Origin of the sequence: Cupriavidus sp. BIC8F, assembly GCF_032465815.1 — a bacterium.
GTDB lineage: Bacteria > Pseudomonadota > Gammaproteobacteria > Burkholderiales > Burkholderiaceae > Cupriavidus > Cupriavidus necator.
Genome location: NZ_CP136094.1, coordinates 964,580 through 990,674 on the forward strand (window position 1 = coordinate 964,580; position 26,095 = coordinate 990,674).

A 26,095-nucleotide genomic window follows, 5' to 3' on the forward strand; every position below is an offset into this window, starting at 1 on the left:
CCGCATAACAAACTTGCCTGACCGCCGTCGCACCGGGTCCGCGGCACCAACCGTGGTCAGCGCAGTTCCTGAACGGGCAATAAGAAGAGCAACAACGCATGGCCACGCTGATTCCCGCGCTGGGTTCGGTCACTTCGCGCATGACCAGTGGAGAGAGACGCTTCGCCGAGCGTCTGGAGACAAAGCTGGAGGACGACTACCTGTGCTGGTATGACGTCGCCATCGGCGAGAAGACCAGGCATCCGGATTTCATCGTCTTCCATCCCAGCCGGGGTCTGCTGGTGCTGGAGGTCAAGGACTGGCGGCTGGATACCATCCGGGAAATCGACCAGCGCGATGTCACGCTGCTGACGGATCGCGGGCAGGTGCGGGAGATGAATCCCCTCGAGCAAGCCCGGCAGTACATGTTCTATGTCACCAACCTGCTGCAGCGTGATCCGCAACTGGTCTGGCCCAGCGGCTCACTGAAAGGCAAACCCTTCTTTCCCTACGGCTGCGGCGTCGTCCTGTCCAACATCACGCGTGCCCAGTTCGACAAGACCAACCTCGGGGACGTCCTGCCGCCGCACCTGGTGATCTGCCAGGACGAGATGTACGAGACGGTCGACGCAGAACACTTCCAGCAGCGCCTGTGGGAGATGTTCCCGGTCAAGTTCACCTTCAAGCTTTCCCTGCCGCAGATCGAGCGGATTCGCTGGCACCTGTTCCCGCAGATCCGTATGCCGGAGCAACGCGCGCTCTTTCCGGAGGATGCCGCTGAGCCGCTGGATATGCCCGACATCCTTCGCGTCATGGATCTTCAGCAGGAGCAGCTGGCACGCAGTCTCGGCGACGGCCACCGGGTCATTCATGGCGTCGCCGGCTCCGGCAAGACGATGATCCTCGGCTACCGGGCTGAGCATCTGGCAAAGATCGTCACACGGCCGGTCCTCGTGCTTTGCTACAACAAGACCCTCGCCGCCAAGCTGGCGGCGACGATGATCGAGAAAGGCATCGAAGAGAAGGTCCACGTCTATAACTTCCACGCGTGGTGCTCGCGGCAGTTGGAGACTTACAACATTGACCGCCCCAAGGGCCGCCCCAGTGATGCGCTGTTTGAGGAAATGGTGAATCGGGTCATCCAGGGCGTGGACCGAAAAGCGATCCCGGCCGGCCAGTACGACGCCGTGCTGATCGATGAGGGGCATGACTTCCGGCCGGAGTGGTTCAAGCTGGTCGTGCAGATGGTGAATCCGGAGAGCAATTCCCTGTTGGTGCTCTACGATGATGCGCAGTCCATTTATGGCGGCGCCAGGAAGCGCGGGATGACCTTCGCCAGCGTGGGCATCCAGGCCCGAGGCCGTACGACCATCCTCAAGCTGAACTACCGCAATACGCAGGAGATACTGGCCGTCGCGCGTAGTTTTGCGGATGAGTTGCTGCGGCCGACTGAGGCAGCCGAAGACGAAGCGCCTACCGTGCAACCTGTCGGTGCCGGGCGCCGCGGCAACAAACCGCTGCTGATCGAATTGCCAAACGTAGAGGCGGAAGCTGAGCGCATTGCGCAGATCCTGACTGACGAGAACCGGGCAGGCACGCCCTGGTCAGAGATGGCGGTGCTCTATCGTCATTGGGACACGGTCGGCCACGTCACCAGTGCGCTGACACGGAAAGGCATACCGTTCGAATGCCCCCAAATCACCAAACGATTTACGCCCGGTGCGGACAGCGTCAAGGTGATCACCATGCATAGCAGCAAGGGGCTCGAGTTTCCGCTGGTGTGCATTCCGGCCACGGGGATGCCGCATAAACATGATGAGGCCGATGAAGACGAAGCGCGGCTGATGTATGTGGCGATGACGCGGGCTACGCGGCAGTTGGTGATGACGTTTGGGGATGGGTCGCGGTTGGCCGGGAAGCTGCGGGACGCGGTTGAGCGCCTGCAGCAGTAGCTTGTTGGCGCATTGGAATTCCGTCCGGCGAGCGGCAGGGAGCCTGGCGCGGAAACCAAAAGAAAACGGCCTCCCGCATTGGGAGGCCGTCTCAATTCTGGTGCCGGCTGCAGGACTCGAACCCGCCACCTGATGATTACAAATCAACTGCTCTACCTGATGAGCTAAGCCGGCATATCTGGTGCAGACCGCGATTCTACTGCATTGCGGTCCGCTTTGGGATGGCTTACTTCACCACTTTCAGTGCGGGCTTCTTGCTGCCGATGCGCGGCACCGGGGGCGGCGTGTCGTCGTCGCCGGGGCCGGTGTCGGCGGTAGTTGCCGAGGTCTCGGCTTCCACCGGGGCCAGCTTGGGCGGCGGGTTGTTTTCGCGCTCGGTGGCGGCCTGGGTTTCGGGCACGCTGCGTTCGACCGGGAAGGCCATGCCCTGCCCGTTCTCGCGGGCGTAGATGGCCAGCACATTCTCGACGGGGACGTCGATCTTGCGCGAAACGCCGCCGAAGCGTGCGCTGAAGGTGATCCACTCGTTGCCCATGTCCAGGCCGCTGGTGGCGTCGAAGCTGACGTTGAGCACGATCTCGTTGTTCTTGACGAACTCACGCGGCACGCTGGTGTTGGCGTCGACGAAGACAGCGATGTACGGCGTGAAGCCGTTGTCCGTGCACCATTCATAGATGGCGCGGATCAGGTAGGGCTTGGTGGAGGTTTCAGGCATTGTGCTTCCAATGGCGCCGCGATGGCCCGAGGGCGAATGCCGTCGGGCCGTTGCCGGTTAGCGGCGCATCACCTTTTCGGACGGGGTCAGCGCTTCGATGTACGCGGGACGGCTGAAAATGCGTTCAGCATACTTCAGCAGCGGCGCGGCGTTCTTCGACAGCTCGATGCCGTAGTGGTCCAGGCGCCACAGCAGCGGCGCGATGGCAACGTCGAGCATCGAGAACTCTTCGCCCAGCATGTACTTGTTCTTGACGAAGATCGGCGCGAGCTGCGTCAGGCGGTCGCGGATCGCGGCGCGGGCGCGTTCGTGGTTCTTCTCGGCGGCCTTGCCCTTTTCGTTCTCCAGCACGTAGACGTGGGTGAACAGTTCCTTTTCGAAGTTGAACAGGAACAGGCGCGCGCGCGCGCGCTGGACCGGGTCGGCCGGCATCAGCTGCGGGTGCGGGAAGCGCTCGTCGATGTATTCGTTGATGATATTCGACTCATACAGGATGAGGTCGCGCTCGACCAGGATGGGCACCTGGCCGTACGGGTTCATCACCGAAATATCTTCGGGCTTGTTGAACAGGTCGACGTCGCGGATTTCAAAATCCATGCCCTTTTCAAACAGGACAAGGCGGCAACGTTGGGAAAACGGGCAAGTCGTACCCGAATACAACACCATCATGGTTGGATTCCTTGGGCTTAGCCGAAGCAGGGTCGGACAGTAAGGTCTGACATTCTGCCAAAGTCGGCCACCAGAAAGCAAATTAGTGGCACATAGCGCACTTTATTGGCGCACTTCGGCAGGTTTTCCAAGAGAAAAGGCCAGGGGCGGTGCTGCTTTCGCAGCGGCCACCCCTGGCCTTTGTCTTGTCCGGGCCCGGATTCGGGGCCCTGACCTGCCTTTACTTCACGTCTTTCCAGTACGCGGTGTTGAGGCGCCAGGCAAAGACGGTGAACACGCCCAGGAACAGCAGCACCCAGACGCCCAGGCGCTTGCGGTGGTTCTGCGCGGGCTCGGCCATCCAGTCCAGGAAGCCGACCAGGTCGGCGGTGGCCTGGTCGTACTCGACCTTGCTCAGCTTGCCCTGGCTCAGTTGCTCGAAGCCGGCGAACTTGTGCACCTTCTCGCCGTGCTCTTCCACTTCCGTGAACTTGGCGGCGCGCTGGCCCTGCAGTTCCCACAGGACGTGCGGCATGCCGACGCTCGGGAACACCAGGTTGTTCCAGCCGGTGGCGCGGCTGTCGTCACGGTAGAACGTGCGCAGGTAGGTGTAGAGCCAGTCGTCGCCGCGGGCGCGGGCGATCACCGACAGGTCCGGCGGCTGCGCACCGAAGAAGGCCTTGGCTTCCTTCGGCTGCATGGCGATGGTCATGGTCTCGCCAACTTTGTCCGCGCTGAACAGCAGGTTTTCGCGGATCTGGTCGTCGGTCAGGCCGATGTCCTTGAGCCGGTTGTAACGCATCATCGATGCGCCGTGACAGTTCAGGCAGTAGTTGACGAACACCTTGGCGCCGCGCTGCAGCGACGACAGGTCAGCAGTGTTCACCGGTGCCGGCTCAAGGGGGAAGCCCCCCTCGGATGCCATGGCAGGCGCGCCGGCAAAGCAGGCGCCGGCCAGCGCGAGGATCGAAAGCAGCTTTTTCATCTTGTGTCCTTGTGCTCTTGTCGGGGTTCGCTTCGCTCAGTGCGGGTGGAACGTGACACGCTCCGGGACCGGCTTGAACTCGCCGACACGGCTCCACAGCGGCATGGTCAGGAAGAAGGCAAAGTACAGCAGCGTACCGAGCTGCGACACCTTCTCACCGACCGGCGACGGCGGTTGCACGCCAAGATAGCCGAGCACCAGGAACACCACCACGAAGACGGTCAGGATGGTCTTGTGGAAGGCAGGACGATAGCGGATGGACTTGACCGGCGAGCAGTCCAGCCACGGCAGGAAGAACAGGATCACCACCGAGCCGCCCATCACCAGCACGCCCCAGAACTTGGCGTCGATGAAGTAGAAGCCCACGGCCAGGATCACCGCGATGGCGATGGCGCCGACCTTGATGCGTGCGTCCTTGCTGCGCAGGAACACCATGCCGAGCAGCAGCGCGAAGAACACCCACAGGATCGGCAGGAAGTTCGACGTGGTGGCGCGCAGCATCGAGTAGAACGGCGTGAAGTACCACACCGGCGCGATATGCGGCGGAGTCTTCAGCGGGTCAGCCGGGAAGAAGTTGTTGTGTTCCAGGAAATAGCCGCCCACTTCCGGGAAGAAGAAGATCACGGCCGAGAACAGGAGCAGGAAGCCGGCAACGCCCAGCGTGTCGTGCACCGAGTAGTACGGGTGGAACGGGATGCCGTCCAGCGGGATGCCGCTCTCATCCTTCTTGGCCTTGATCTCGACGCCGTCCGGGTTGTTCGAACCCACTTCGTGCAGCGCGATGATGTGGGCAATGACCAGGCCCAGCAGCACCAGCGGCACGGCGATGACGTGGAACGAGAAGAAGCGGTTCAGCGTTGCATCGCTCACCACGTAGTCACCGCGGATGAACAGCGACAGGTCCTGGCCGATCACGGGAATCGCCGAGAACAGGTTCACGATCACCTGGGCGCCCCAGTACGACATCTGGCCCCATGGCAGCAGGTAGCCCATGAAGGCTTCCGCCATCAGGCACAGGAAGATCAGGCAGCCGAAGATCCAGACCAGCTCGCGCGGCTTGCGGTACGAACCGTACAGCAGGCCCCGGAACATATGCAGGTAGACCACGACGAAGAAGGCCGAGGCGCCGGTCGAGTGCATGTAGCGCACCAGCCAGCCCCAGGGGACTTCGCGCATGATGTATTCCACGCTGGCGAAGGCCACGGGAATGCCGGCGGCGTTCAGCGTGGCGTCGGGCTTGTAGTTCATCACCAGGAAGATGCCGGTGACGATCTGGATCACCAGCACCAGCAGCGCCAGCGAACCGAAGAAGTACCAGAAGTTGAAGTTCTTCGGCGCGTAGTACTTGGAGAGGTGGTCTTCCCACAGTTGGGTTGCGGGGAAGCGGGCGTCGATCCAGCCCAGCAGGCCGGTCGTCTTGACTTGTTTTTCGGCCGCCATGATCAGGCTTCTCCTTTCTCGTCCTTGCCGATCACGATCTTGCTGTCGGTCAGGAACTGGTAGGGGGGAACATCGAGATTCTGCGGAGCCGGCTTGTTCTTGAAGACGCGCCCGGCGAGGTCGAAGGTCGACCCGTGGCAGGGGCAAAGGAAACCGGGATCGGTGCCGAGCTGAGAATTGGCACCGGGACCGAAGGGGCCCGAAGGCGAGCAGCCCAGGTGGGAACAGATACCCACCACGACCAGGACGTCCTTGTGGTCTGCGCGCGAACGGGTTTCGTTCTTGCAGTACTCAGGCGTCTTCATGGTGAATGGCACGTCGGAATTGGGATCGGCCACCTCGCCGTCCGTCTTCTTCAGCGACGCCAGTTGTTCGTCCGTGCGCCGCATGATCCAGACCGGCTTGCCGCGCCATTCGACAGTCATCATCTCGCCTGGCTTCAACGCGCCAATATCCGCCTCGACTGGAGCACCCGCGGCTTTGGCCTTCTCCGATGGTGCAAAAGTACTGACGAAAGGAACCGCTACCGCTACGCCTCCGACGCCGCCAGCGACGGATGTCGCGATCAACCAATTGCGGCGACCTTTATCCACGCTCTTCACGTCTTGCTGGTCACTCATTCCAAACCCCAGGGGAAGTCAATTTAGATTTTGCGTCAACCATAAAGTGTACCTTAGACACCAGCGCACTAGATAGGCAGAAAATGCCACGACCATGCGCGATTATCGGACGTGCAACCCGGAAAGCGGCTTCGGTGCTTGCTTTCCGGTGAGTGATGCGGCAGGCTTCGAGCTTGAAACCGTTCATCGCTAGTGACAAGAAGGAGAACCCCCCATGGGCATGATCTCGGAATTCCGAACCTTTGCCGTGCGCGGCAACGTCATCGACCTCGCGGTCGGTGTGATCATCGGCGCGGCATTCGGCAAGATCGTGGATTCAGTGGTCAACGACCTGATCATGCCGTTGGTGGGCCGCGTGATCGGCAAACTGGACTTCTCCAGCATGTTCATCCTGCTGGCGGATCCCCCAGCTGGGACACCGCTGACGCTCGATGCCTTGAAGAAGGCCGGCGTACCGGTGTTTGCCTATGGCAATTTCCTGACCATCGCTGTCAACTTCCTGATCCTGGCCTTCATCATCTTCCTGATGGTGCGTGCCTTTAATAAAATGCGCGCCGCGGAACCGGAAGCAGCGCCCGCCGCACCGCCTGAAGAAGTCGTGCTGCTGCGTGAAATCCGCGACAGCCTGAAGACCCGCTGATTGATGCGCCATATGCGCGCCGACCCCGGAAGATAAAACGGCCCCGATGGGGCCGTTTTGTTTTGCGTCAGATCAGACGGGATTAGGAATATCGATAAACGTATGGCGCAGGCCAAAGCGTTCGGCGACATGCTCGCCCAGCGAGCGGATGCCATAACGCTCGGTGGCGTGATGGCCGGCGGCAAGATAAGCCACGCCGCTTTCGCGCGCCAGGTGCGTGGTCTGCTCCGAGACTTCGCCGCTCAAATAAGCATCGACACCCGCGGCCACCGCGGCATCGAAATAACCTTGTGCCCCGCCCGTGCACCAGCCGACGGTGCGGATCATCTGGTCCGGCTCACCGATGGCCAGCGGCTCGCGCCCCAGCACGCCACCAACGTGCGCGGCCAGCGCAGAGAGCGGCATCGGCGCGGGCAGCGTGCCGGTCCAGCCGAGCTGGTCGTCGCTGAAGCGGCCGGTCGGGGTAAAGCCGAGTTGCAGGCCGAGCTGGGCGTTGTTGCCGAACTCCGGGTGGTTGTCCAGGGGCAGGTGGAAGGCGAACAGGTTGACGTCCGCGCCTAGCAGGCGCTTCAGACGCGCGTGCTTCTGCCCGACCACGCGTGCATCTTCGTTTTTCCAGAAGTAGCCGTGATGGACGAGGATGGCGTCGGCACCCGCTTCGATCGCGGCATCGACCAATGCCAGGCTTGCCGTCACTCCCGTGACGACGTGTGTGACTTCCGAGCGACCTTGCACTTGCAGCCCGTTGGGACAATAGTCCTTGTAGCGGGAAACTTCCAACAGGTCGTTCAAGTACAATTCAAGCTCTTTTGTTTTCATTTTCTGCTCAAAACTCCAATATGTTGCGGCGCTTTTGGCTGTTCTTTGCCCAGGCTGTCACCGTCGTGCTGGCGGTCTGGTTCGTCGTGGCAACGCTCAAGCCTGATTGGCTGCAGAGGGGGCGCGTCGCGGTCCAGTCCGGTTCGCCCATCGTGGCGCTCAAGGAAGTCGTGCCCAACGTGTCCGGTCCTGCGGCCGAAGGGTCTTACAGCGAAGCCGCCCAGCTGGCCATGCCGGCGGTGGTCAATATCTTTACCAGCAAGAACGGCAACAAGCGCTCGCCCAACCCGCAGGCCGAGGATCCGTGGTTCCGCTTCTTCTTTGGCGACCGCCTGCCTGAGCGGCAGGAGCCGGTCTCCAGCCTGGGGTCCGGCGTCATTGTCAGCGCCGAGGGTTACATTCTAACCAACCACCACGTGGTCGACGGCGCCGACGAGATCGAGATTGCGCTGACCGACGGCCGCAAGGCCAACGCCAAGGTGGTGGGCTCCGACCCGGAAACAGACCTGGCCGTGCTCAAGGTGACGCTTAAGGACCTGCCCGCGATCACGCTGGGCCGGCTCGAGAACGTGAAGGTCGGGGACGTGGTGCTGGCCATCGGCAACCCGTTCGGCGTCGGCCAGACGGTGACGATGGGCATTGTCTCGGCGCTGGGCCGCAGCCACCTGGGCATCAATACCTTCGAGAACTTCATCCAGACCGATGCGGCCATCAACCCGGGCAACTCGGGTGGCGCGCTGGTGGATGCGCAGGGCAATCTGCTGGGCATCAATACGGCGATCTACTCGCGTTCAGGCGGCTCGCTGGGGATCGGCTTTGCAATTCCCGTGTCGACCGCCAAGCAGGTGATGGAATCGATCATCTCCACCGGCAGTGTGACGCGCGGCTGGATCGGGGTCGAGCCGCAGGACATGACGCCCGAGATCGCCGAATCGTTCGGCCTCGATGCCAAGGAAGGCGCACTGATAGCCGCCGTGGTCCAGGGCGGGCCGGCTGACAAGGCGGGCGTGAAGCCCGGCGACGTGCTGACCAAGGTGAACGGCCAGGCGATCACGGACACGACCGCGCTGCTCAATGCGATCGCCCAGCTCAAGCCAGGTGTGGACATCAAGATGACGGTGATCCGCCGCAGCAAGCCAACCGACCTGACGGTGACGATCGGCAAACGCCCCCCGCCGCCGCGCAGGGCGCTGCCGTTCGAAGAGGAGGAATGAGGCTGGCGCGTGCCGGGCTCGATTGAAGGAAACCCGCCAGAAGCAAATGGCGGGTTTTTTTGTGCCCGTGAGAAGCCAGCGGTGCCCGCCGGTCAGGGGTAGGCCGAAATGGCCCCACGGAAACTGGCTGCGATGCCAGCCACTAGTACGGATGCCATGGCATTGAACAGGATCGGCCGCCAGCCCGGCCCTGCAAGCGAGTGGCTCAGCCAGTACACCGGTGATGCAAGCGGCAAGCCTGTTGCGGAAAATGGCCGCGGGCAGAGGAGTACTTGATCCTCCCTACGCTGCCCGCGCCGCACTGCCCCGCCCATGGACCTGGGGCGTTGACGGCCCTTCTTTCTTTCCACTTGCAGCATACCTGGCCCCGCAGAGGGTAGTGGCTTCGGCACACGCAGCGCGCCCAAAGGAAAACGCCGGCATCCTTTCGGATGCCGGCGTTTTTCAAGCCAACCTTAAGCGGGCTTACGCCCGCGTCAGATTAGAACTTGTGACGCAGACCAACCACAGCGCCGAACTGGTTGTCACCTTCGCCGTTGCTGGTGCTAACCGTGCCGAAGCCGTTCAGGCCCAGGTTGGAGTTGTTCTTGTTCAGAACATAGCCCATGCTCAGGTAAGCGTCGGTACGCTTCGAGAAAGCGTAGTCAGCCGAGGCCACGAAGCTCCACGGATCGCCCTTCTGGCCGCGGAAGTCCTGGTAGTAGGCAGCGCCGGTCAGCGACAGAGCCGGGGTCACTTGGTAGCCAACGCCCAGCCAGTACAGGTTCGACGAAGCCTTGGCGCCGGTGATTGCCTGGATGTTCTGGTTCAGGAACGGCAGCGCGCCCAGATCCACACCCTTGGCCCAACGGTAACCAGCGAAGACCTTGGCCGGGCCGAAGGCGTACGAACCACCCACCGTAGCGCGGCGGATCGTGGCGTCCGGGTTCACGATGACGCCGGTGCCCGAGGCCACCGTAGCCAGGTTCTGTTCGTCGTACGCAGCGCCAACGGCGAACGGGCCAGCTGCATAGGTCAGGTTTGCGCCAAACTCACGGCCGATCTTGGCCGAGCCCGGGTATTCGCCCGCGGCACCTGCGCCGGTGTTGGCACCGAAGCTGTACAGGGCGCTGGCGGTCAGGCCACCGAACGTGCCGATGTACTTGACCGAGTTGTCAGCACGGCTGGCGAAAGCGGCGTCCTGAGCGGTGATCGAGTACTTGTTCGCAATGGCCATCGGGTCGAACTGCAGACCGAAGTCATAGAACGGGGTCTGTTGACGACCCAGGGTCAGCTGGCCATATTGGCTAGCCAGACCGACGTAGGCTTGGCGGCCGAACAGACGACCGCCCTGAGCCGACTTGCCGTCGTCCAGTTCGAAACCGCTTTCCAGCACGAAGACGCCCTTCAGGCCGCCGCCCAGGTCTTCCACGCCACGCAGGCCCCAACGGCTGCCCGACAGGTTACCGGAGGTCATGCGGGTCACGCTGTGGCCACCAGTGACACCGGTGCCGGCTGCGGGTTGCTTGTTTTGGTATTCGATACCAGCGTCAACAACGCCGTACAGGGTCACGCTCGACTGGGCATAAGCGCCACCAGCGGCCAGAGCGGCGACGGCAGCAGCAAACAGTTTCATCTTCATATCGACACTTTCCTTGTCAACTGATTGGGAAATCTTGGTTGCCCAAGTACTTGGGCGACGCATTTACATTCACGTCTGCTGCGTATTATGTGCCAGCCCCCCCGGCCGTCAGAAGGCTTTTTCGGCGTAAACCATGCTGACCGGCGCTTTTTGTTGTGGGGGAGCAACAGGATCATATGAAAAAATCCCCGTTTTGGTGCAAAACGGGGATTCGCAGTCGGATTCGCCTACCTCAGGCGAATTAGTCAGGCTGAGTTTCCCCTGACGCGGCAGCTTCAGGGGACGGACGGCCGACAAAGCGGGCCATGATCAGGCCCAGCTCATAAAGCGCCACCAGCGGCACGGCCAGCAGCAGCTGCGACAGTACATCGGGCGGGGTCACGACGGCCGCGATGATGAACGCCCCCACGATCACATAGGGGCGGATCTGCTTGAGCTTTTCCAGTTCCACCACGCCAAAACGCACCAGCACGATCACCACCACCGGCACCTCGAAGGTAATGCCGAAGGCCAGGAAGGTGGTCATGGCAAAGCTGAGGTATTTGTCGATGTCGGTCGACATCTCCGCCCCCAGCGGGGCGTTGTAGTGCGCCATGAAATGAAACACCGTGGGGAACACCAGGAAATACGCGAACGCCACGCCGCACAGGAACAGGAAATAGCTGCTCGATACCAGCGGCAGGATCAGGCGCTTCTCATGCTGGTACAGGCCGGGCGCGACAAACTGCCAGATCTGGTACAGCACCCACGGCAGTGCGATCAGGAAGGCCACCAGCAAGGTGACTTTCATCGGCACGAAGAACGAGCCGGTGACGTCAGTCACGATCATCTTGCCGCCCTTGGGCAGCGACTCCATCAGCGGCGCGGCAAACAGGTTGAAGATGAGCGGCGCCCAGTAGACCAGGCTGACGAAGACCAGGATGATGCCGGCCACCGCCTTGACCAGGCGTTGGCGCAGTTCGACCAGGTGGGAAATAAAGGTTTCCTGCTGCGACTCGTCTTGCGGGTCTTGGGGATCTGGGGACCGGGTGTCGCTCATGGCGTGAACCGCTCAGCCGCGGGGGCTGGCAAGGTGGATCGATGGGGCCGCAACGCGGCGGCGCGCGAGTGCAACCAGGACTGCAGCCACGACAGCAGCGGCCGGAACGACGGCCGGCAAGGTGTTGCCGCGGCGCATGCTCACTCGAAGAAGGATCGGGATGGCCGTGTGACCGGCCGGTGGCGCTTGACGCGCGCCGCGCCTGACTGCACCCAGACGCGGACATTGTGCTGGCGCTTGAACCAGAGCGGGCGGGCGCCCTGCTTGACGCGCCAGCTCTTGCGCCCGTTGTGCGCCTTGTGGGCCGCATCCCAGCTTGGCACGAAGCCGCCACTGGCGTCGGCGCTGCCGGCGCTGGTTCCCTCGGCACCGCCCAGGGCTTCGTTCAGCGCCTGGGTCTGCTCGCTGACTTCCTTGTGGATGGTGCGCTCGACATCGCGCGCGGCGTCCTCGAATTCCGTGCGCATCTTGCGCAGCTCTTCCAGTTCGACCTCGCGGCTGACTTCGGCCTTGACGTCGTTGATGTAGCGCTGCGCCCGGCCGACCAGCGCGCCCACCGTGCGCGCAACCTTGGGCAGCCGTTCGGGACCGATCACGATCAGTGCAACGGCGCCGATCAGCGCCAGCTTGGAAATGCCGAGATCAATCATGCGGACACATCATGCGGACAACATGCGGAAAAGCGCAGGCGCGGGACGACGCGCGGGCAGCGAGGTTTGCGTAGAAGGAATGGCACACCGCCGGATTACTGCTGGCGGGTCTTTTCCTTGGCTTCGACGTCGATGGTGGTGGAGTCGCGCAGTTCCTTGGACTGGGCAGGATCGGCGGCCGCCTTGCCTTCGCCGTCCTTCATGCCATCCTTGAAGCCCTTGACCGCGCCGCCCAGGTCCTGGCCGATATTGCGCAGTTTCTTGGTGCCGAACACGAGCATGACGATCACCAGCACGATCAGCCAGTGCCAAATGCTAAACGAACCCATTTCTTGCTCCTGATGAAGCCGCGGGCGCAATCAGATATGCCCGGACCCGTTGTTCCGTCCCGTTATGGCCGCGCCGGGCGACGGTTGCCGGCGCAGCTTCTGCCCGGGGCGTTGCCGCCGCGAGCCTCCCATGCCAAGGCTGCCCGGTCAGGGCAGCGGTGCCTTCCACGCGTGGCGCGGCCCACCCAGCACATGCAGGTGCAGATGGTAGACCTCTTGCCCACCGTCCGGGCCGGTATTGATCACCGTCCGGAAACCGTTGGCGCAGCCTGCCGCGCGCGCCAGTTCAGGCACCTTCAGCATCATTCTAGCAAGCACCGCCCCTTCGCCGGCGCCGCAATCGGCCAGTGAGTCGACATGCAACCTGGGAATGACCAGAAAGTGTACCGGGGCCTTGGGATGGATATCGTGGAAGGCCACCATGTCGTCGTCTTCATAGACCTTGCGCGACGGTAGCTGGCCGGACACGATCTTGCAGAAGATGCAATTATCCTGAGCGTTCATGAAGATTTCATTGCGACGGCCGCGGCACCCGACGTGTCACCTTCGCGCGCCCGGCCTGCCCGGCATCAGAACTGCTGATCCGGGTACATCGGCTTGCTGTCATTCAGGTACAGCCAGCCCTTGACGATACGATACAGCATCCACAGCGACAGCACGCCCCAGACGGCAAAGGCCAGCGGCATCAGCACGACCGTCGCAAACAGCACCCCGCCCAGCACGCCCCAGACCACCGACCACCAGAACGAGCGGATCTGCCAGGCGAAGTGCGAGGCATACAGCGAGCCGCGCGCGTCGTCGCGCTTGACGTAGTCGATCACGATGGCGATCAGCGCAGTGATGCCGCCGGTCAGCCAGAAGATCGCATACAGGGCATACAGGATGTGCAGCAGCTTGCGCAGGCTGCTCAACTGTTCGCCGCTTGGAGTGGTGACTTGCCCGGTGTAGTCGTTCGCCATCATTGCCCTTGGTTGGAAGCCTGCCTTGCGGGCAGGCGGAAGACCGGCCGGCGCCTGCGCCAGCTAGTCCTTGCGCCGGGCCTTTTCCTCGAGACCGGACAGCCCCTCGCGCCGCGCGAGCTCGTTGACCACATCCGCCGGGGTCAGGCCGAAGTTGGCCAGCAAGACCATGCTGTGGAACCACAGGTCGGCCACTTCATAGACCACCTTGCCGGCCTCGGCGCCGCTCTGCCCGGCGGCGCGCGCGTCCTTGGCGGCCATCACGGTCTCGGTGGCTTCCTCGCCGATCTTCTTCAGGATGGCGTCGTCGCCCTTGCTGAACAGGCGCGCCACGTAGGATTTGTCAGGGTCGCCGCCGTTGGCGGGCTTGCGCGATTCCAGCACTTCGGCCAAGCGCGCCAGGACATCGTTGCTGCTGAGTTGGGTGTCGCTCATGGCTTGGTGTAGATCTGGGCAGGGTCCTTCAGCACCGGCTCGACCGTGTGCCAGTCGCCGGCTTCCACATCGCCCTCGAACTTCTGGAAGAAGCAGGAATGGCGCCCGGTATGGCAGGCGATATTGTCGATCTGGGTCACTTTGAGCAGCACCACGTCTTCATCGCAGTCCAGGCGGATCTCATGCACTTTCTGCACGTGGCCGGACTCTTCGCCCTTGTGCCACAGGCGCTTGCGCGAGCGCGACCAGAATACGGCCTCGCCAAGCTCCACGGTGCGCTGCAGCGCGTCGCGGTTCATGAACGCGAACATCAGCACGTCGTTCGAGCCGACTTCCTGCACGATCACCGGCACCAGGCCGTTATCGTCCCATTTGACCTTGTTGAGCCACTTCTTTGCCATGATCAGATCCGCACGGGAATGCCCTCGCGGGCCATGAATGCCTTGGCTTCGCCCACGGTATGTTGACCGTAGTGGAAGATGCTGGCGGCCAGCACCGCGTCGGCGCGGCCCTGGGTGATGCCGTCGGCCAGGTCCTGCAGGCCGCCGACGCCGCCCGAGGCGATCACCGGCACCGGCACGGCGTCGCTGACGGCGCGGGTCAGTTCCAGGTCGAAACCACTCTTGGTACCGTCGCGGTCCATGCTGGTCAGCAGGATCTCGCCGGCGCCGCGCGCGGCCATCTCTCGCGCCCATTCGACCGCATCCAGGCCGGTGGCCTTGCGCCCGCCGTGGGTGAAGACTTCCCAGCGCGGCGCTTCGCCCGGGGCGGAGCTGCGCTTGGCGTCGATCGCCACCACGATGCACTGCGAGCCGTACTTTGCGGTCGCGTCCGACACCAGCTGCGGATTGGCGATGGCCGACGAGTTGACGCTGATCTTGTCCGCGCCGGCATTGAGCAGGCGCCGCACATCTTCGACCGTGCGCACGCCGCCGCCCACCGTCAGCGGGATAAAGACCTGCGAAGCCACATCCTCGATGATGTGCAGCATCAGGTCACGCCCGTCGCTGGTCGCGGTAATGTCCAGGAATGTGATTTCATCGGCGCCCTGCTCGTCATAGCGGCGCGCGATTTCAACGGGATCGCCCGCGTCGCGCAGCTCGACAAAGTTGACGCCCTTGACCACCCGCCCGTTGGTCACGTCCAGGCAGGGGATGATACGTTTGGCTAGCATGAGATTCCTTGTCCGCCGCCAGTTCCGGCCTGGCGGCGGCTGCGCCCGCGGCGCGTTGCCTTATTGCCCGTCGCGCAACTTGTCCGCCAGTGCCTGCGCGGCGGCAAAGTTGAGATCCCCGGAGTAGATCGCGCGGCCGCAAATGACGCCTTCGACACCTTCGCCCTCGACCGCGCAGAGGTTGTCGATGTCGGCCAGGTTGGACAGCCCGCCGCTGGCGATCACCGGAATCGACATCGATTGCGCCAGCTTGACGGTGGCATCGATATTGATCCCCTGCAGCATGCCGTCGCGGCCGATATCGGTGTAGATGATGGCCTCGACGCCGTAGTCTTCATACTTGCGTGCCAGGTCCGCCACCTCGTGGCCGGTCAGCTTGCTCCAGCCGTCGGTCGCCACCTTGCCGTCCCTGGCATCCAGGCCGACGATGATATGGCCGCCGAAGGCCGAGCAGGCGTCCTTCAGGAAACCAGGGTTTTTCACCGCGGCCGTTCCGATGATGACGTACGACAGCCCGTCATCCAGCCAGCGTTCGATGGTGTTCAGGTCGCGGATGCCGCCCCCCAGCTGCACCGGGATCTCGTCGCCGACCTCGGCGATGATGGCCTTGATGGCCTCCTCGTTGCGGGGCTTGCCCACGAACGCGCCGTTCAGGTCCACCAGGTGCAGGCGGCGGGCGCCCTGCTCCACCCAGTGCCGTGCCATGGCGGCGGGATCTTCGGAAAAGACGGTGGCCTGGTCCATGTCGCCTTGTTTGAGGCGTACACACTGACCGTCCTTCAGGTCGATGGCCGGAATGAGCAACATATGCGTGACGAGCGTGGTTGAGTGATAGAGATTGAGCGAGACCGGCGCTGCCGGTCAGGTCGGGTCGATAGTCGATCGGAAACAGGTCGGGTGACGGGTCGAGTTAGCGGTCGATGATCGGTAAAAAAACGAATCGGGTCAGGGATTCCAGTGGACGAAGTTCCGGTACAGCTGCAGGCCCAGGGCCGCGCTCTTCTCGGGGTGGAACTGCGTCGCGAAAATATTATCGCGCGCTACCGCGCTGGTAAACACGACTCCGTATTCCGTTTCACCGGCAACATGGGCCGGGTCCTGCGCCTGCACATAGTAACTGTGGACGAAATAGAACCAGCTGTCGTCCGGAATACCGTCCCACAGCGGGTGAGGCCTGGCCTGGCGCACCCGGTTCCAACCCATCTGCGGCACCTTGTAGCGCGAGCCGTCGGGCTGCGTCATGCCGTCCAGCGCAAAGCGCACCACCTGGCCGGGCATCAGGCCCAGCGCCGGCGTACGGTCCGCGCCGGCCCGGCTTTCGGTGCTGAACTGGAACAGCATCTGCTCGCCCACGCACACGCCCAGCATCGGCTTGCTGGCGGCGGCCTGCACCACCGCCTCCTGCAGCCCGGACGCGCCCAGCGCCGACATGCAGTCAGGCATCGCGCCCTGGCCGGGCAGCACCACGCGGTCGGCCGAACGGATGCCTTCGGGGGCATCCACCACGCGCACGTCCGCTTCCGGCGCCGCGGCACGCAGCGCCTGCGCCACCGAGCGCAGGTTGCCCATGCCGTAATCCACAATTGCTATGGTAGTCATGATTTCAAAACAGGCAACAATGTCTTCAGCCCGTCCACAATGAATTCCACGGCCAGCGCCGACAGGATCAGCCCCATCAGGCGCGTGCCGATATTGATGCCGGTGCGGCCGATGACCCGGGCAATCGGGTCGGCCGCGCGAAACACCAGGTACACCACCGCACCGATCACCACGCCCAGGCCGACCAGGATCAGCAACTGGTACCAGTGCTGGGTCTTGCCGGCATAGACGATCACCGTGCTGATGGAGCCCGGCCCGGTCAGCAGCGGCAGCGCCAGCGGCACCACCGCGATGCTGGACTTCACCTCGGCCTCGTCCTCTTCTTCCGGCGTGGCCTTGGTGCGGCTGGTCTGCGCGTTCAGCATGTTCATGGCCATCATGATCATGATGAGCCCGCCACCCACCTGCAGCGACGCCACCGAGATATTGAAGAACTCGATGATCTGCTGCCCCAGCAAGGCCGACACCGCCACCACGATCGCCACCGAAACCGATGCAATCTTGATGGTACGCAGCTTTTCCGCTTCCGTCTGCAGGCTGGTCAGGCTGATGAAGAACGGGATTGCCCCGATCGGGTTGATCAGCGCCAGCAGCGAAATAAACGACTTGAGCGTATCCATCGGTTGCGGGTCGCCAGCATCGCTGGCCATGTTCAGGCTTGGAAGGTCAGCGGGCGCCGCAACCAGCCGGCACGCCTACCGTGGTGGAAAGGTCAGAGCGTACCCTTGGTCGACGGGATCGTGTTCGCCGCGCGCGGGTCCAGCTCCACCGCCATGCGCAGTGCCCGGCCAAAGGCCTTGAACACGGTCTCGCACTGATGGTGGGCATTGATACCGCGCAGGTTGTCGATATGCAGGGTCACGCCCGCATGGTTGACGAAGCCGCGGAAGAACTCGATGGTCAGGTCCACATCGAAGCTGCCCACGCGCGCACGCGTGAATGGCACGTGGAATTCCAGGCCGGGGCGGCCGGAGAAGTCGATCACCACGCGCGACAGGCATTCGTCCAGCGGGACGTAGCTGTGGCCGTAGCGGGTGATGCCCTTCTTGTCGCCGATGGCCTTTGCCACGGCCTGGCCGAGCGTGATGCCCACGTCTTCCACCGTGTGGTGGTCGTCGATATGCGTGTCGCCGGTGGCTTCGACCTCCAGGTCGAACATGCCATGCCGGGCGATCTGGTCCAGCATGTGGTCAAGGAACGGCACGCCGGACGCCAGTTTCTGGCGGCCGCTGCCGTCGAGATTCAGGGAAACGCGAATTTGCGTTTCCGAAGTATTGCGGGTGACCTCTGCAACACGCATGGTGTTAATCCTGCAGCGACGCTGCGAATGCCTCAAGGAACTGCGCGTTTTCTTCGGGGGTGCTGACCGTGACGCGCAGACAATTGGCCAGCAACGGGTGCATTTTACTCACGTTCTTGATCAATACCTTGCGCGCCAGCAGCCGGTCGAACGTCTGTGCGGCATCCGGCACGCGCACCAGCAGGAAGTTGGCGGCGCTGGGGAACACCGTGACCTCGGCCTGCGCGGCCATGCCGTCGGCCACGCGGCTGCGTTCGGCGCGCAGTTGCGCGGCCTGCTCGTCCAGCACCGACACGTGTTCCAGCGCGAACAGCGCGGCAGCCTCGGTCAGCACGTTGACGTTGTAGGGCGGGCGCACCTTGTCCAGCTGCGACAGCCATTCCGGCGCACCGGCCAGGTAGCCCAGGCGGATGCCGGCCAGGCCCAGCTTGGACACGGTGCGCATCACCAGCAGGTTGCCGAACTCCGCCAGGCGCGGCATCCAGCTTTGCTGGGCGAACGGCTGGTAGGCCTCGTCCACCACCACCAGGCTGTTGCAGACCTCGCCCTGGGCGGCGCGGACGATGGCCTCCATGTCGGCGGCATCGAACAGGTTGCCGGTCGGGTTGTTCGGGTAGGCCAGGTAAATGATGGCGGGCTGCTGCTCGGCCATCGCCGCCTGCATGGCAGCGCGATCGAGCGTAAAGTCCGCGCGCAGCGGCACGCCCACGAACTGCAGGCCGGCAAACTGAGCCGACATCGCGTACATGACAAAGCCCGGCACCGGCGCCATCACCTTCGCACCGGGCTTGGCCGCGGCCAACGCCAGCATGCTGATGATCTCGTCCGAGCCGTTGCCCAGCAGCACGTCCATGCCGGCGGGCACCTGCATCACGGCCTTCAGCTTGGCGCGCAGCGCCTCGCTGCTGGGCACTGGGTAGCGGTTCAGCGCGACTTCGCCCAGCCGCGCGGCCAGCTCCTGGCGCAGCGCGGGCGGCAGCCGGTACGGGTTCTCCATGGCGTCTAGCTTGACCAGACCGTGCGAATCCGGCACGTGGTAGGCGCCCATGGCGCGTACGTCGTCACGGATGATGCGTTCGATCAGGGAGGGCTCTACGGCTGACATGGGAACTCCAGGGTTGGCTGCTTTATCAGGCAGCGTGGGTCAGTAGATCAACTGCGTTTGTTGAAACGATATTCCGCGCTGCGGGCGTGGGCCTGCAGGCCTTCGCCGTACGCGAGTTCGGCGGCGATCTGGCCGAGCATCTGCGCCCCGCCCTCGCTCACTTCGATCAGGCTCGAACGCTTCTGGAAGTCATAGACCCCCAGCGGCGAAGAGAAGCGCGCAGTGCGCGAGGTCGGCAGCACGTGGTTCGGGCCCGCGCAGTAATCGCCCAGCGACTCGCTCGTATAGGGGCCCAGGAAGATGGCGCCGGCGTGGCGGATCTTCTCGCTCCACTGGCGCGGGTTCTCGGCCGAGATCTCCAGGTGCTCGGGCGCGATCGCGTTGGCGATCTCGCAGGCCTCTTCCATGTCGCGTACCTTGATCAGCGCGCCACGGCCGGAGATCGACGCGGCAATCACCTCGCGCCGCGGCATGGTGCCGAGCTGGCGCTGGATGCTGGCTTCGACGCGGGCGATATAGCCTGCGTCCGGGCACAGCAGGATCGACTGAGCCAGCTCGTCGTGCTCGGCCTGCGAGAACAGGTCCATCGCCACCCAGTCGGGGTCGGTGGTGCCGTCGCAGATCACCAGGATCTCGGACGGGCCGGCAATCATGTCGATGCCGACGGTGCCGAACACGCGCCGCTTGGCCGCGGCCACATAGGCATTGCCCGGGCCGACGATCTTGTCGACCTGCGGCAGCGTCGCCGTGCCGTAGGCCAGCGCGCCAATCGCCTGGGCGCCGCCGATGGTGAACACGCGGTCCACGCCGGCGATCTGCGCGGCGGCCAGCACCAGCTCATTGCGCACGCCACCCGGCGTGGGCACGACCATGATGATTTCCTTCACGCCCGCCACGCGCGCCGGGATCGCGTTCATCAGCACCGACGACGGATACGCGGCCTTGCCGCCCGGCACGTAGATGCCGACGCGGTCCAGCGGCGTCACCTTCTGGCCGAGCATGGTGCCGTCGGCTTCGGTGTATTCCCAGCTGTGGCTGCCGCATTCGATCTTCTGCTTCTCGTGGTAGGCGCGCACGCGCGCGGCGGCGGCCTCCAGCGCGGCGCGGCGCTTGGGTTCGAGGTCTTCGAGCGCGGCTTCCAGCTGCTGCTGCGACACCTCCAGCGCGCCCATTGACGACGCTTCCATGCGGTCGAAGCGCTTGGTGTATTCCAGCACCGCGGCATCCCCGCGCGCCTTCACGTCGGCCAGGATCTGCGCCGCGGCGCGATCGATGGCCTCGTCCTCGCCAGCCTCGAAGGCCAGCACCTGGCCCAGCGCCTCGGCAAAGCCAGGCTTGCTGGAATCGAGCCGGCGGATCGGCAGGTTTTCCATTTCGGTTGCGTTCATGACTACTTTCCTCTCAGTCGGCGCGGGCCTGGTGTGGCCTTACGCCAGCGCCGCCGAAGCTCGTTCGAATGCGTCGAGAATCGGCGCAAGCCGCTCGCGCTTGAGTTTGAGCGCGGCCTGGTTCACCACCAGCCGCGACGAGATCTGCACGATCTCTTCGACTTCGACCAGGTTGTTGGCGCGCAGCGTGCTGCCAGTGCTGACCAGGTCGACGATGGCATCGGACAGGCCCACCAGCGGGCCCAGCTCCATCGAACCGTACAGCTTGATCAGGTCGACGTGAACGCCCTTTTTCGCAAAATGCTCGCGCGCGGTCTGCACGTACTTGGTGGCCACGGCCAGGCGCGCGCCCTGGCGCACCGCGTTGGCGTAGTCAAAGCCGGCCGGCACCGCCACCGACATGCGGCAGCGCGCGATGTTCAGGTCGATCGGCGCGTACAGGCCGGCCATGCCGCTTTCCATCAGCACGTCCTTGCCGGCCACGCCGAAATCGGCGGCGCCGTACTGGACGTAAGTCGGCACGTCCGAGGCGCGCACGATCACCACGCGCACGGCCGGGTCGGAGGTCGGCAGGATCAGCTTGCGCGAGGTCTCGGGATCCTCGGTGACGCGGATGCCGGCGGCTTCCAGCAGCGGCAGCGTCTCGGTGAAGATGCGGCCCTTGGACAGCGCCAGCGTCAGCTGGTTGGGCGATGCGTTGAAAGTGGGGCTCATCGGACTTCCTCAGGCAATGCGGCGGATCTTCGCGCCCACTGCCGACAGCTTGTCTTCCATGCGGTCGTAGCCGCGGTCCAGGTGGTAGATGCGCTCGATCACGGTCTCGCCATCGGCCACCAGGCCGGCGATCACCAGGCTGGCCGAGGCGCGCAGGTCGGTCGCCATCACGTTGGCGCCCGACAGGCGCGGCACGCCGTTGACCACCGCGGTATTGCCTTCGACCGCGATGTCCGCGCCCAGGCGGTTCAGTTCCTGCACGTGCATGAAGCGGTTTTCGAAGATGGTCTCGGTCACGCGCGCGGTGCCTTCGGCCACGGCATTGAGCGCCATGAACTGGGCCTGCATGTCAGTCGGGAAGGCCGGGTACTCCGAGGTACGGAAGCTCACGGCCTTCGCGCGCTGCGGCATGGCCAGGCGGATCCAGTCGGCGCCGGTCTCGAGCTTTGCGCCGGCTTCGCGCAGCTTGTCGAGCACGGTGTCGAGGATGTCCGGCTGCACGCCGCGCAGCACCAGGTCCCCCAGCGTCGCGGCGGCGGCGCACAGGAAGGTGCCGGCCTCGATGCGGTCGGCGATCACGCTGTGGCTGGCGCCATGCAGGCGCTCCACGCCCTGCACCACCAGGCGGTCGGTGCCGATGCCTTCGATCTTCGCGCCCATCTTGACCAGCAGGTGGGCCAGGTCGGTCACCTCGGGCTCGCGCGCGGCGTTTTCCAGCACGGTCTCGCCTTCGGCCAGCGTGGCGGCCATCAGCAGGTTCTCGGTGCCGGTCACGGTGATCATGTCGGTGACCACGCGCGCGCCCTTCAGGCGCTTGGCGCGGGCATGGATAAAGCCGTGTTCGATGCTGATCTCGGCGCCCATCGCCTGCAGGCCCTTGATGTGCTGGTCGACCGGGCGCGCGCCGATGCCGCAGCCGCCGGGCAGCGACACGCGGGCCTCGCCGAAGCGGGCCACCAGTGGGCCCAGCACCAGGATCGAGGCGCGCATGGTCTTGACCAGCTCATATGGGGCCTCGAGCACGTTGACGTCGGCGCCGTTCAGGGTCACGCGGGCGCCATCCAGCTCGGCCTGCATGCCCATCTGGCGCAGCAGCTTGAGGGTGGTGCGCACGTCCTGCAGGTTCGGCACGTTGTCCAGCGAGACGGTATCCGCCGTCAGCAGGCCCGCGCACAGGATCGGCAGGGCGGCGTTCTTGGCGCCCGACACGCGGATTTCGCCCTTCAGCGGGCCATTGCCGTGGATCTGGAATTTGTCCATGTTCTGTCGTCTGGAGCCGGGCACGCGCCCGGCGTCATGGTTCTGGGGCCGCGCGGGTGGCGCGGCGCATATTGGCGGGACTTACTTGCCGTCGCCCGCCTGCCACTCGGCAGGCGTCAGCGTCTTCATCGACAGCGCATGGATCTCGGCACGCATGCGGTCGCCCAGCGCGGCATAGACGCGCTGGTGGCGCTGGATCAGCCGCTTGCCTTCAAATTCGGCGCTGACGATGGTGGCAAAGAAGTGCTGGCCATCGCCCTCGACTTGCAGATGTTCGCAGGGCAGTCCTTGGGCAATGTAATCCCTGACTTGTTCCGGTGTAGGCAGCATGGGGTTCTCTTCAGCGTGATTCAGTATGGCCGGCCACAGTTCAGTGGCGCAGCTTGTATCCGGACTTCAGCAAACGCAGCGCCAGCGCGGCCAGCACCACGAACGCCGATCCGACCACTGCCAGGCTGAACAGCGGCGACACGTCCGAGACGCCGAAGAAGCCATAGCGGAAGCCGTCGATCATGTAGAAGAACGGATTGGCATGGGACACCGCCTGCCAGAAGGCGGGCAGCGAATGGATCGAATAGAACACACCGGACAGGAAGGTCGCCGGCATGATCAGGAAGTTCTGGAACGCGGCCAGCTGGTCGAATTTCTCGGCCCAGATGCCGGCAATCAGGCCCAGCGTGCCGAGGATGCCCGCGCCCAGCAGCGCAAAGACGAGGATCCAGCCCACATAGGCAAAATGCAGATTGGCAAACCACGCCGTCACCAGCAGCACGCCCAGGCCCACGGTCAGCCCGCGGATCACCGAGGCCACCACATAGGCGCCGAACATCTCCCAGTGAGACAAGGGCGGCAGCAGCACGAACACCAGGTTGCCGGTGATCTTGGACTGAATCAGCGATGACGAGCTGTTGGCAAACGCGTTCTGCAGCACGCTCATCATCACCAGGCCGGGCACCAGGAAGGCGGTGTAGCTGATCTGGTCATAGACCTTGACCCGGTCTTCCAGCACATGGCCAAAGATCAGCAGGTACAGCACCGCGGTCAGCACCGGCGCGGCCACGGTCTGGAAGCTCACCTTCCAGAAACGCAGCACTTCCTTGTACAGCAGAGTGCGGAAACCCACCAGGCCGCCCACGGCCATCGGCCCAAGGCCGGTGTCTTCCAGGACCTCGATATCGCCAGGCTGCTTCATGCCACGGCCTCCATCGCCGGATCGGGCAGCGCACCGGGCATATGCCCCTCGCGGCGCATGATCTGCACAAATACGTCCTCGAGGTCGGCCTTGTTGATTTCCATGTCTTCGATGTCACAGCCCGCTTCGCGGCAGGCGGCCAGGATCGGTTCAACCGCCTGGTAGCCCGACAACCGCAGGCGCACCGCGCGCGCGCCGGGGTTGTCCGGCATGCGCAGCGCCTCCAGCGCCGGCGGCAGGCTGCCGCGCGCAAAGGTCAGCACCAGCTGCAACCCGGCAAACTGCGTCAGCAGGTTGCTGGTGCGGTCCAGCGTCACCACTTCGCCGAACTTGAGCATGGCGATGCGGTCGCACAGGGCCTCGGCCTCTTCCAAATAGTGCGTGGTCAGGATGATGGTGTGCCCTTCCCGGTTCAGGCGCGAGATGAATTTCCACAGCGTCTGGCGCAGTTCCACGTCCACACCGGCGGTGGGCTCGTCCAGCACGATCACCGGCGGGCGGTGCACCAGCGCCTGCGCCACCAGCACGCGCCGCTTCATGCCGCCCGAGAGCTGGCGCATATTGGCGTCGGCTTTCCCGGTCAGGTCCAGGTTGGCCATGATCTCGTCGATCCAGTCATCGTTGCGGGTCAGGCCAAAGTAGCCCGACTGCAGCCGCAGCGTCTCGCGCACCGTGAAGAACGGATCGAACACCAACTCCTGCGGCACCACGCCCAGCATACGCCGGGCCATCCGGTAGTCGGCGACGACATCGTGACCAAGCACACTGACGCGGCCGGAATCGGCGCGGTTCAGGCCGGCGAGGATCGAGATCAGCGTGGTCTTGCCGGCGCCGTTCGGCCCGAGCAGGCCGAAGAATTCGCCGCGTTCGACGGTGAAGCTGACGCCCTTGAGCGCCTGCAGGTTGCGGTAGCGCTTGCGAACGTCGTGGATTTCAATGGCTTTCATGGCCGATTGTTTGTGGCGGGTCCGGCTTTTTCGGGGCCGGCCGCCGGGAATTGGGGAGCAACTGCGTGCCCGAACTTCCTGGCCCGGCGTGGCATGAACCGGTAACAGGCGGGGGGATGGGCGAACAACCCGGAATTATAGGGGATGCGGGGAGGGTCCCGCTTGATCCGCCCCCAGGGGCTCGGCGACCGCGCAGGGCCGTCGCCGCGGCATCGCGGGCGGCCGCCGTGCTGGCGACCGGCGATGCCGGATCAATGTCGGTGGTGGTGCCCTTGCGGTGCGGCCGCGGGGCCAGGCCCAGCAGGCCGTCCACGCCGTACAGGCTGGCCAGTTGCGACAGCTGCGGCGGCACGCCGCGCAGCGACAGCGCCTGGCTGCGCGCGGCGGCGGCGCGGTTCCATGCCAGCAGCACGGCGACCGCGGAGGAATCCACCTGCGCCAGGCCGGTGCAGTCGACCTGCACCTCGCCCTGCGCCACGCGTGCCAGCCCGTCACGCAGCACGGCGGCGGCGTTCTGGTTGGTCAGCGAAGTACCTAGCGAGAGCATGGATGCGTGGCCTGGGGATCGGTAGCTTGAATACGGTGGCAAAAGCGACGACTCCCGCACATCGGGCGGGAGTCTGTGCCGCGAACGGCCATTGTAGAGCAGATCGGCGCGCCGTGCTGCATTGCAGCGGCGCACCGTTGGGCACGCGCCTCAGCTCTTGGCGCTGGCCAGTTGGCGGTTGCGGTCCTGCAGCGTCTTGATCACGCCCTCGACGCCTTGCTGGCCGACGATGGTGTTGAAGCTGCCCTTGTAGGCTTCGGTCAGCCAGGCGCCCAGCACGTTGATGTCATAGACCTTCCAGCCCTGGGCGGTCTTTTCCAGGCGGTAGTCCATCTGGATCGGCTCGCCCTTGTTGACGACCTGGGTGCGGATGGTGGCATCGGTATCGTCAGCCGTGCCGCGGTACGGGCGGTACTGCACGGTCTGGTCGCGGATCTGGGCGATGGCGCCGGCGTAGGTGCGGATCAGCAGGGTCTTGAACTCCTCGGTGATCTGCTTCTGCTGCTCGGGCGTGGCCTTGGACCAGTTGCGGCCCATGGCGATCTGCGTGGTCTTCTGGAAGTTGGCGTTGGGGATGATCTTCTGCTCGACCAGCGCGGCGATCTTGGCGATATTGCCGGCCTGCATGTCCTTGTCGGCCTTGACGGTCGTCATCACGTCACTGACCACGGCCTTGACCAGCCCGTCCGGGGTGGCCGCGTCCTGGGCCGCCACCTGGGCGTGCGCCGTGCCTGCGAAGGCAACTACCGTAAGGAAGGGGACCAACAGTCGCTTTATCATGGATTTTCCTTCTTCATCAAAGACGTTTTTCGCCAAGGGCGAAC

At 64.2% G+C, this 26,095-nt stretch carries 30 protein-coding genes, 1 tRNA gene and 1 pseudogene; 3 read left to right on the plus strand and 29 right to left on the minus strand.

The features are described 5' to 3' along the window. Positions 1-98: 98 nt before the first annotated feature. On the plus strand, positions 99-1,931 hold the full coding sequence (locus RS901_RS04445) for a DEAD/DEAH box helicase (protein ID WP_316151696.1): 1,833 nt from the start codon (positions 99-101) through the stop codon (positions 1,929-1,931). A gap of 98 nt (positions 1,932-2,029) precedes the next feature. On the opposite strand, the gene RS901_RS04450 is transcribed toward RS901_RS04445, so the two are convergent. The 6 genes from RS901_RS04450 to petA form a co-directional block, all read right to left on the minus strand. Then, positions 2,030-2,105, minus strand: a tRNA-Thr gene (locus RS901_RS04450). 52 nt (positions 2,106-2,157) lie between these two features. Continuing rightward, a complete protein-coding gene (locus RS901_RS04455) occupies positions 2,158-2,646 on the minus strand; it encodes a ClpXP protease specificity-enhancing factor (protein ID WP_114132232.1) in 489 nt (162 codons plus the stop codon). A 57-nt stretch (positions 2,647-2,703) separates the two neighbouring features. Then, a complete protein-coding gene (locus tag RS901_RS04460) occupies positions 2,704-3,315 on the minus strand; it encodes a glutathione S-transferase N-terminal domain-containing protein (RefSeq protein WP_008643086.1) in 612 nt (203 codons plus the stop codon). Positions 3,316-3,535: 220 nt separating this feature from the next. After that, positions 3,536-4,279 carry a cytochrome c1 gene (locus RS901_RS04465; protein ID WP_316151697.1) on the minus strand — a complete coding sequence of 248 codons (744 nt, stop codon included), beginning with the start codon at positions 4,277-4,279 and terminating at the stop codon, positions 3,536-3,538. Between the two features lie 36 nt (positions 4,280-4,315). Next, positions 4,316-5,719, minus strand: a complete 1,404-nt coding sequence (locus RS901_RS04470) for a cytochrome bc complex cytochrome b subunit (protein WP_316151698.1) — start codon at positions 5,717-5,719, stop codon at positions 4,316-4,318. A gap of 2 nt (positions 5,720-5,721) precedes the next feature. Next, positions 5,722-6,339, minus strand: coding sequence for a ubiquinol-cytochrome c reductase iron-sulfur subunit (petA, locus tag RS901_RS04475; RefSeq protein ID WP_013958189.1), 618 nt, complete (start codon positions 6,337-6,339; stop codon positions 5,722-5,724). A 214-nt stretch (positions 6,340-6,553) separates the two neighbouring features. On the opposite strand from petA, the gene mscL reads away from it, so the two are divergent. Then, entirely contained in the window at positions 6,554-6,979 is a 426-nt protein-coding gene (mscL, locus tag RS901_RS04480) for a large conductance mechanosensitive channel protein MscL (RefSeq protein WP_316151699.1), read from the plus strand. Between the two features lie 72 nt (positions 6,980-7,051). Here the strand turns inward: mscL and RS901_RS04485 are convergent, their stop codons facing one another. After that, positions 7,052-7,798, minus strand: a complete 747-nt coding sequence (locus RS901_RS04485; protein ID WP_013958190.1) for a Nif3-like dinuclear metal center hexameric protein — start codon at positions 7,796-7,798, stop codon at positions 7,052-7,054. Positions 7,799-7,818: 20 nt separating this feature from the next. On the opposite strand from RS901_RS04485, the gene RS901_RS04490 reads away from it, so the two are divergent. Further along, positions 7,819-9,012, plus strand: coding sequence for a Do family serine endopeptidase (locus RS901_RS04490; protein WP_316151700.1), 1,194 nt, complete (start codon positions 7,819-7,821; stop codon positions 9,010-9,012). 481 nt (positions 9,013-9,493) lie between these two features. On the opposite strand, the gene RS901_RS04495 is transcribed toward RS901_RS04490, so the two are convergent. The 22 genes and pseudogenes from RS901_RS04495 to RS901_RS04600 form a co-directional block, all read right to left on the minus strand. Then, a complete protein-coding gene (locus tag RS901_RS04495) occupies positions 9,494-10,633 on the minus strand; it encodes a porin (protein WP_316151701.1) in 1,140 nt (379 codons plus the stop codon). Between the two features lie 241 nt (positions 10,634-10,874). After that, positions 10,875-11,672 (minus strand): twin-arginine translocase subunit TatC, encoded by a 798-nt coding sequence (tatC, locus tag RS901_RS04500; protein ID WP_316151702.1) that lies wholly within the window; start codon positions 11,670-11,672, stop codon positions 10,875-10,877. 140 nt (positions 11,673-11,812) lie between these two features. Then, positions 11,813-12,322: a Sec-independent protein translocase protein TatB gene (tatB, locus tag RS901_RS04505; protein WP_316151703.1), complete on the minus strand. Its 510-nt coding sequence runs from the start codon at positions 12,320-12,322 to the stop codon at positions 11,813-11,815. 95 nt (positions 12,323-12,417) lie between these two features. Continuing rightward, positions 12,418-12,651, minus strand: a complete 234-nt coding sequence (gene tatA / locus RS901_RS04510) for a Sec-independent protein translocase subunit TatA (protein ID WP_010812321.1) — start codon at positions 12,649-12,651, stop codon at positions 12,418-12,420. Between the two features lie 147 nt (positions 12,652-12,798). Beyond that, positions 12,799-13,155, minus strand: a complete 357-nt coding sequence (locus RS901_RS04515) for a histidine triad nucleotide-binding protein (RefSeq protein WP_316151704.1) — start codon at positions 13,153-13,155, stop codon at positions 12,799-12,801. Positions 13,156-13,220: 65 nt separating this feature from the next. Continuing rightward, entirely contained in the window at positions 13,221-13,613 is a 393-nt protein-coding gene (locus tag RS901_RS04520; protein ID WP_010812323.1) for a DUF4870 family protein, read from the minus strand. A gap of 60 nt (positions 13,614-13,673) precedes the next feature. Then, complete coding sequence (locus RS901_RS04525) at positions 13,674-14,045, minus strand: phosphoribosyl-ATP diphosphatase (protein ID WP_013958199.1); 372 nt, start codon at positions 14,043-14,045, stop codon at positions 13,674-13,676. Then, positions 14,042-14,446: a phosphoribosyl-AMP cyclohydrolase gene (hisI, locus tag RS901_RS04530; RefSeq protein ID WP_013958200.1), complete on the minus strand. Its 405-nt coding sequence runs from the start codon at positions 14,444-14,446 to the stop codon at positions 14,042-14,044. The genes RS901_RS04525 and hisI overlap by 4 nt, the downstream gene beginning before the upstream one ends. 2 nt (positions 14,447-14,448) lie before the next feature. Further along, positions 14,449-15,219 carry an imidazole glycerol phosphate synthase subunit HisF gene (hisF, locus tag RS901_RS04535; protein ID WP_013958201.1) on the minus strand — a complete coding sequence of 257 codons (771 nt, stop codon included), beginning with the start codon at positions 15,217-15,219 and terminating at the stop codon, positions 14,449-14,451. Between the two features lie 60 nt (positions 15,220-15,279). Next, positions 15,280-16,026 (minus strand): 1-(5-phosphoribosyl)-5-[(5-phosphoribosylamino)methylideneamino]imidazole-4-carboxamide isomerase, encoded by a 747-nt coding sequence (hisA, locus tag RS901_RS04540; protein ID WP_010812327.1) that lies wholly within the window; start codon positions 16,024-16,026, stop codon positions 15,280-15,282. A 138-nt stretch (positions 16,027-16,164) separates the two neighbouring features. After that, positions 16,165-16,818: an imidazole glycerol phosphate synthase subunit HisH gene (gene hisH / locus RS901_RS04545; RefSeq protein ID WP_316151705.1), complete on the minus strand. Its 654-nt coding sequence runs from the start codon at positions 16,816-16,818 to the stop codon at positions 16,165-16,167. Next, positions 16,815-17,438, minus strand: a complete 624-nt coding sequence (locus tag RS901_RS04550; protein ID WP_010812329.1) for a YchE family NAAT transporter — start codon at positions 17,436-17,438, stop codon at positions 16,815-16,817. The genes hisH and RS901_RS04550 overlap by 4 nt, the downstream gene beginning before the upstream one ends. Before the next feature lie 92 nt (positions 17,439-17,530). Next, the gene (hisB, locus tag RS901_RS04555; protein ID WP_013958203.1) at positions 17,531-18,118 is read right to left on the minus strand and encodes an imidazoleglycerol-phosphate dehydratase HisB; all 588 of its coding nucleotides are present in this window, start codon (positions 18,116-18,118) and stop codon (positions 17,531-17,533) included. Between the two features lie 4 nt (positions 18,119-18,122). Next, positions 18,123-19,223, minus strand: coding sequence for a histidinol-phosphate transaminase (gene hisC, locus RS901_RS04560; RefSeq protein WP_316151706.1), 1,101 nt, complete (start codon positions 19,221-19,223; stop codon positions 18,123-18,125). A 47-nt stretch (positions 19,224-19,270) separates the two neighbouring features. Next, on the minus strand, positions 19,271-20,611 hold the full coding sequence (gene hisD / locus RS901_RS04565; RefSeq protein ID WP_316151707.1) for a histidinol dehydrogenase: 1,341 nt from the start codon (positions 20,609-20,611) through the stop codon (positions 19,271-19,273). 39 nt (positions 20,612-20,650) lie between these two features. Then, positions 20,651-21,325, minus strand: a complete 675-nt coding sequence (gene hisG, locus RS901_RS04570) for an ATP phosphoribosyltransferase (RefSeq protein WP_010812333.1) — start codon at positions 21,323-21,325, stop codon at positions 20,651-20,653. Between the two features lie 9 nt (positions 21,326-21,334). Continuing rightward, positions 21,335-22,585: a UDP-N-acetylglucosamine 1-carboxyvinyltransferase gene (murA, locus tag RS901_RS04575; RefSeq protein WP_114132220.1), complete on the minus strand. Its 1,251-nt coding sequence runs from the start codon at positions 22,583-22,585 to the stop codon at positions 21,335-21,337. A gap of 81 nt (positions 22,586-22,666) precedes the next feature. Continuing rightward, positions 22,667-22,915, minus strand: a complete 249-nt coding sequence (locus RS901_RS04580; RefSeq protein ID WP_018313917.1) for a BolA family protein — start codon at positions 22,913-22,915, stop codon at positions 22,667-22,669. A 40-nt stretch (positions 22,916-22,955) separates the two neighbouring features. After that, entirely contained in the window at positions 22,956-23,777 is an 822-nt protein-coding gene (locus RS901_RS04585; protein ID WP_410054153.1) for an ABC transporter permease, read from the minus strand. Continuing rightward, on the minus strand, positions 23,774-24,724 hold the full coding sequence (locus RS901_RS04590; RefSeq protein ID WP_316151709.1) for an ABC transporter ATP-binding protein: 951 nt from the start codon (positions 24,722-24,724) through the stop codon (positions 23,774-23,776). Before RS901_RS04590 ends, RS901_RS04585 begins: the two co-directional genes overlap by 4 nt. 251 nt (positions 24,725-24,975) lie before the next feature. Next, positions 24,976-25,271: pseudogene (locus RS901_RS04595) on the minus strand (STAS domain-containing protein). A 150-nt stretch (positions 25,272-25,421) separates the two neighbouring features. After that, complete coding sequence (locus tag RS901_RS04600; RefSeq protein ID WP_316151710.1) at positions 25,422-26,051, minus strand: ABC transporter substrate-binding protein; 630 nt, start codon at positions 26,049-26,051, stop codon at positions 25,422-25,424. Positions 26,052-26,095: the final 44 nt, after the last annotated feature.

Excerpts from the sequence above, each read along its gene's own strand:
- RS901_RS04445 (WP_316151696.1), top strand. The coding sequence starts at position 99 with ATGGCCACGCTGATTCCCGCGCTGGGTTCGGTCACTTCGCGCATGACC.
- RS901_RS04455 (WP_114132232.1), bottom strand. The coding sequence starts at position 2,646 with ATGCCTGAAACCTCCACCAAGCCCTACCTGATCCGCGCCATCTATGAA.
- RS901_RS04460 (WP_008643086.1), bottom strand. The coding sequence starts at position 3,315 with ATGATGGTGTTGTATTCGGGTACGACTTGCCCGTTTTCCCAACGTTGC.
- RS901_RS04465 (WP_316151697.1), bottom strand. The coding sequence starts at position 4,279 with ATGAAAAAGCTGCTTTCGATCCTCGCGCTGGCCGGCGCCTGCTTTGCC.
- RS901_RS04470 (WP_316151698.1), bottom strand. The coding sequence starts at position 5,719 with ATGGCGGCCGAAAAACAAGTCAAGACGACCGGCCTGCTGGGCTGGATC.
- petA (WP_013958189.1), bottom strand. The coding sequence starts at position 6,339 with ATGAGTGACCAGCAAGACGTGAAGAGCGTGGATAAAGGTCGCCGCAAT.
- mscL (WP_316151699.1), top strand. The coding sequence starts at position 6,554 with ATGGGCATGATCTCGGAATTCCGAACCTTTGCCGTGCGCGGCAACGTC.
- RS901_RS04485 (WP_013958190.1), bottom strand. The coding sequence starts at position 7,798 with ATGAAAACAAAAGAGCTTGAATTGTACTTGAACGACCTGTTGGAAGTT.
- RS901_RS04490 (WP_316151700.1), top strand. The coding sequence starts at position 7,819 with ATGTTGCGGCGCTTTTGGCTGTTCTTTGCCCAGGCTGTCACCGTCGTG.
- RS901_RS04495 (WP_316151701.1), bottom strand. The coding sequence starts at position 10,633 with ATGAAGATGAAACTGTTTGCTGCTGCCGTCGCCGCTCTGGCCGCTGGT.
- tatC (WP_316151702.1), bottom strand. The coding sequence starts at position 11,672 with ATGAGCGACACCCGGTCCCCAGATCCCCAAGACCCGCAAGACGAGTCG.
- tatB (WP_316151703.1), bottom strand. The coding sequence starts at position 12,322 with ATGATTGATCTCGGCATTTCCAAGCTGGCGCTGATCGGCGCCGTTGCA.
- tatA (WP_010812321.1), bottom strand. The coding sequence starts at position 12,651 with ATGGGTTCGTTTAGCATTTGGCACTGGCTGATCGTGCTGGTGATCGTC.
- RS901_RS04515 (WP_316151704.1), bottom strand. The coding sequence starts at position 13,155 with ATGAACGCTCAGGATAATTGCATCTTCTGCAAGATCGTGTCCGGCCAG.
- RS901_RS04520 (WP_010812323.1), bottom strand. The coding sequence starts at position 13,613 with ATGATGGCGAACGACTACACCGGGCAAGTCACCACTCCAAGCGGCGAA.
- RS901_RS04525 (WP_013958199.1), bottom strand. The coding sequence starts at position 14,045 with ATGAGCGACACCCAACTCAGCAGCAACGATGTCCTGGCGCGCTTGGCC.
- hisI (WP_013958200.1), bottom strand. The coding sequence starts at position 14,446 with ATGGCAAAGAAGTGGCTCAACAAGGTCAAATGGGACGATAACGGCCTG.
- hisF (WP_013958201.1), bottom strand. The coding sequence starts at position 15,219 with ATGCTAGCCAAACGTATCATCCCCTGCCTGGACGTGACCAACGGGCGG.
- hisA (WP_010812327.1), bottom strand. The coding sequence starts at position 16,026 with ATGTTGCTCATTCCGGCCATCGACCTGAAGGACGGTCAGTGTGTACGC.
- hisH (WP_316151705.1), bottom strand. The coding sequence starts at position 16,818 with ATGACTACCATAGCAATTGTGGATTACGGCATGGGCAACCTGCGCTCG.
- RS901_RS04550 (WP_010812329.1), bottom strand. The coding sequence starts at position 17,438 with ATGGATACGCTCAAGTCGTTTATTTCGCTGCTGGCGCTGATCAACCCG.
- hisB (WP_013958203.1), bottom strand. The coding sequence starts at position 18,118 with ATGCGTGTTGCAGAGGTCACCCGCAATACTTCGGAAACGCAAATTCGC.
- hisC (WP_316151706.1), bottom strand. The coding sequence starts at position 19,223 with ATGTCAGCCGTAGAGCCCTCCCTGATCGAACGCATCATCCGTGACGAC.
- hisD (WP_316151707.1), bottom strand. The coding sequence starts at position 20,611 with ATGAACGCAACCGAAATGGAAAACCTGCCGATCCGCCGGCTCGATTCC.
- hisG (WP_010812333.1), bottom strand. The coding sequence starts at position 21,325 with ATGAGCCCCACTTTCAACGCATCGCCCAACCAGCTGACGCTGGCGCTG.
- murA (WP_114132220.1), bottom strand. The coding sequence starts at position 22,585 with ATGGACAAATTCCAGATCCACGGCAATGGCCCGCTGAAGGGCGAAATC.
- RS901_RS04580 (WP_018313917.1), bottom strand. The coding sequence starts at position 22,915 with ATGCTGCCTACACCGGAACAAGTCAGGGATTACATTGCCCAAGGACTG.
- RS901_RS04585 (WP_410054153.1), bottom strand. The coding sequence starts at position 23,777 with ATGAAGCAGCCTGGCGATATCGAGGTCCTGGAAGACACCGGCCTTGGG.
- RS901_RS04590 (WP_316151709.1), bottom strand. The coding sequence starts at position 24,724 with ATGAAAGCCATTGAAATCCACGACGTTCGCAAGCGCTACCGCAACCTG.
- RS901_RS04600 (WP_316151710.1), bottom strand. The coding sequence starts at position 26,051 with ATGATAAAGCGACTGTTGGTCCCCTTCCTTACGGTAGTTGCCTTCGCA.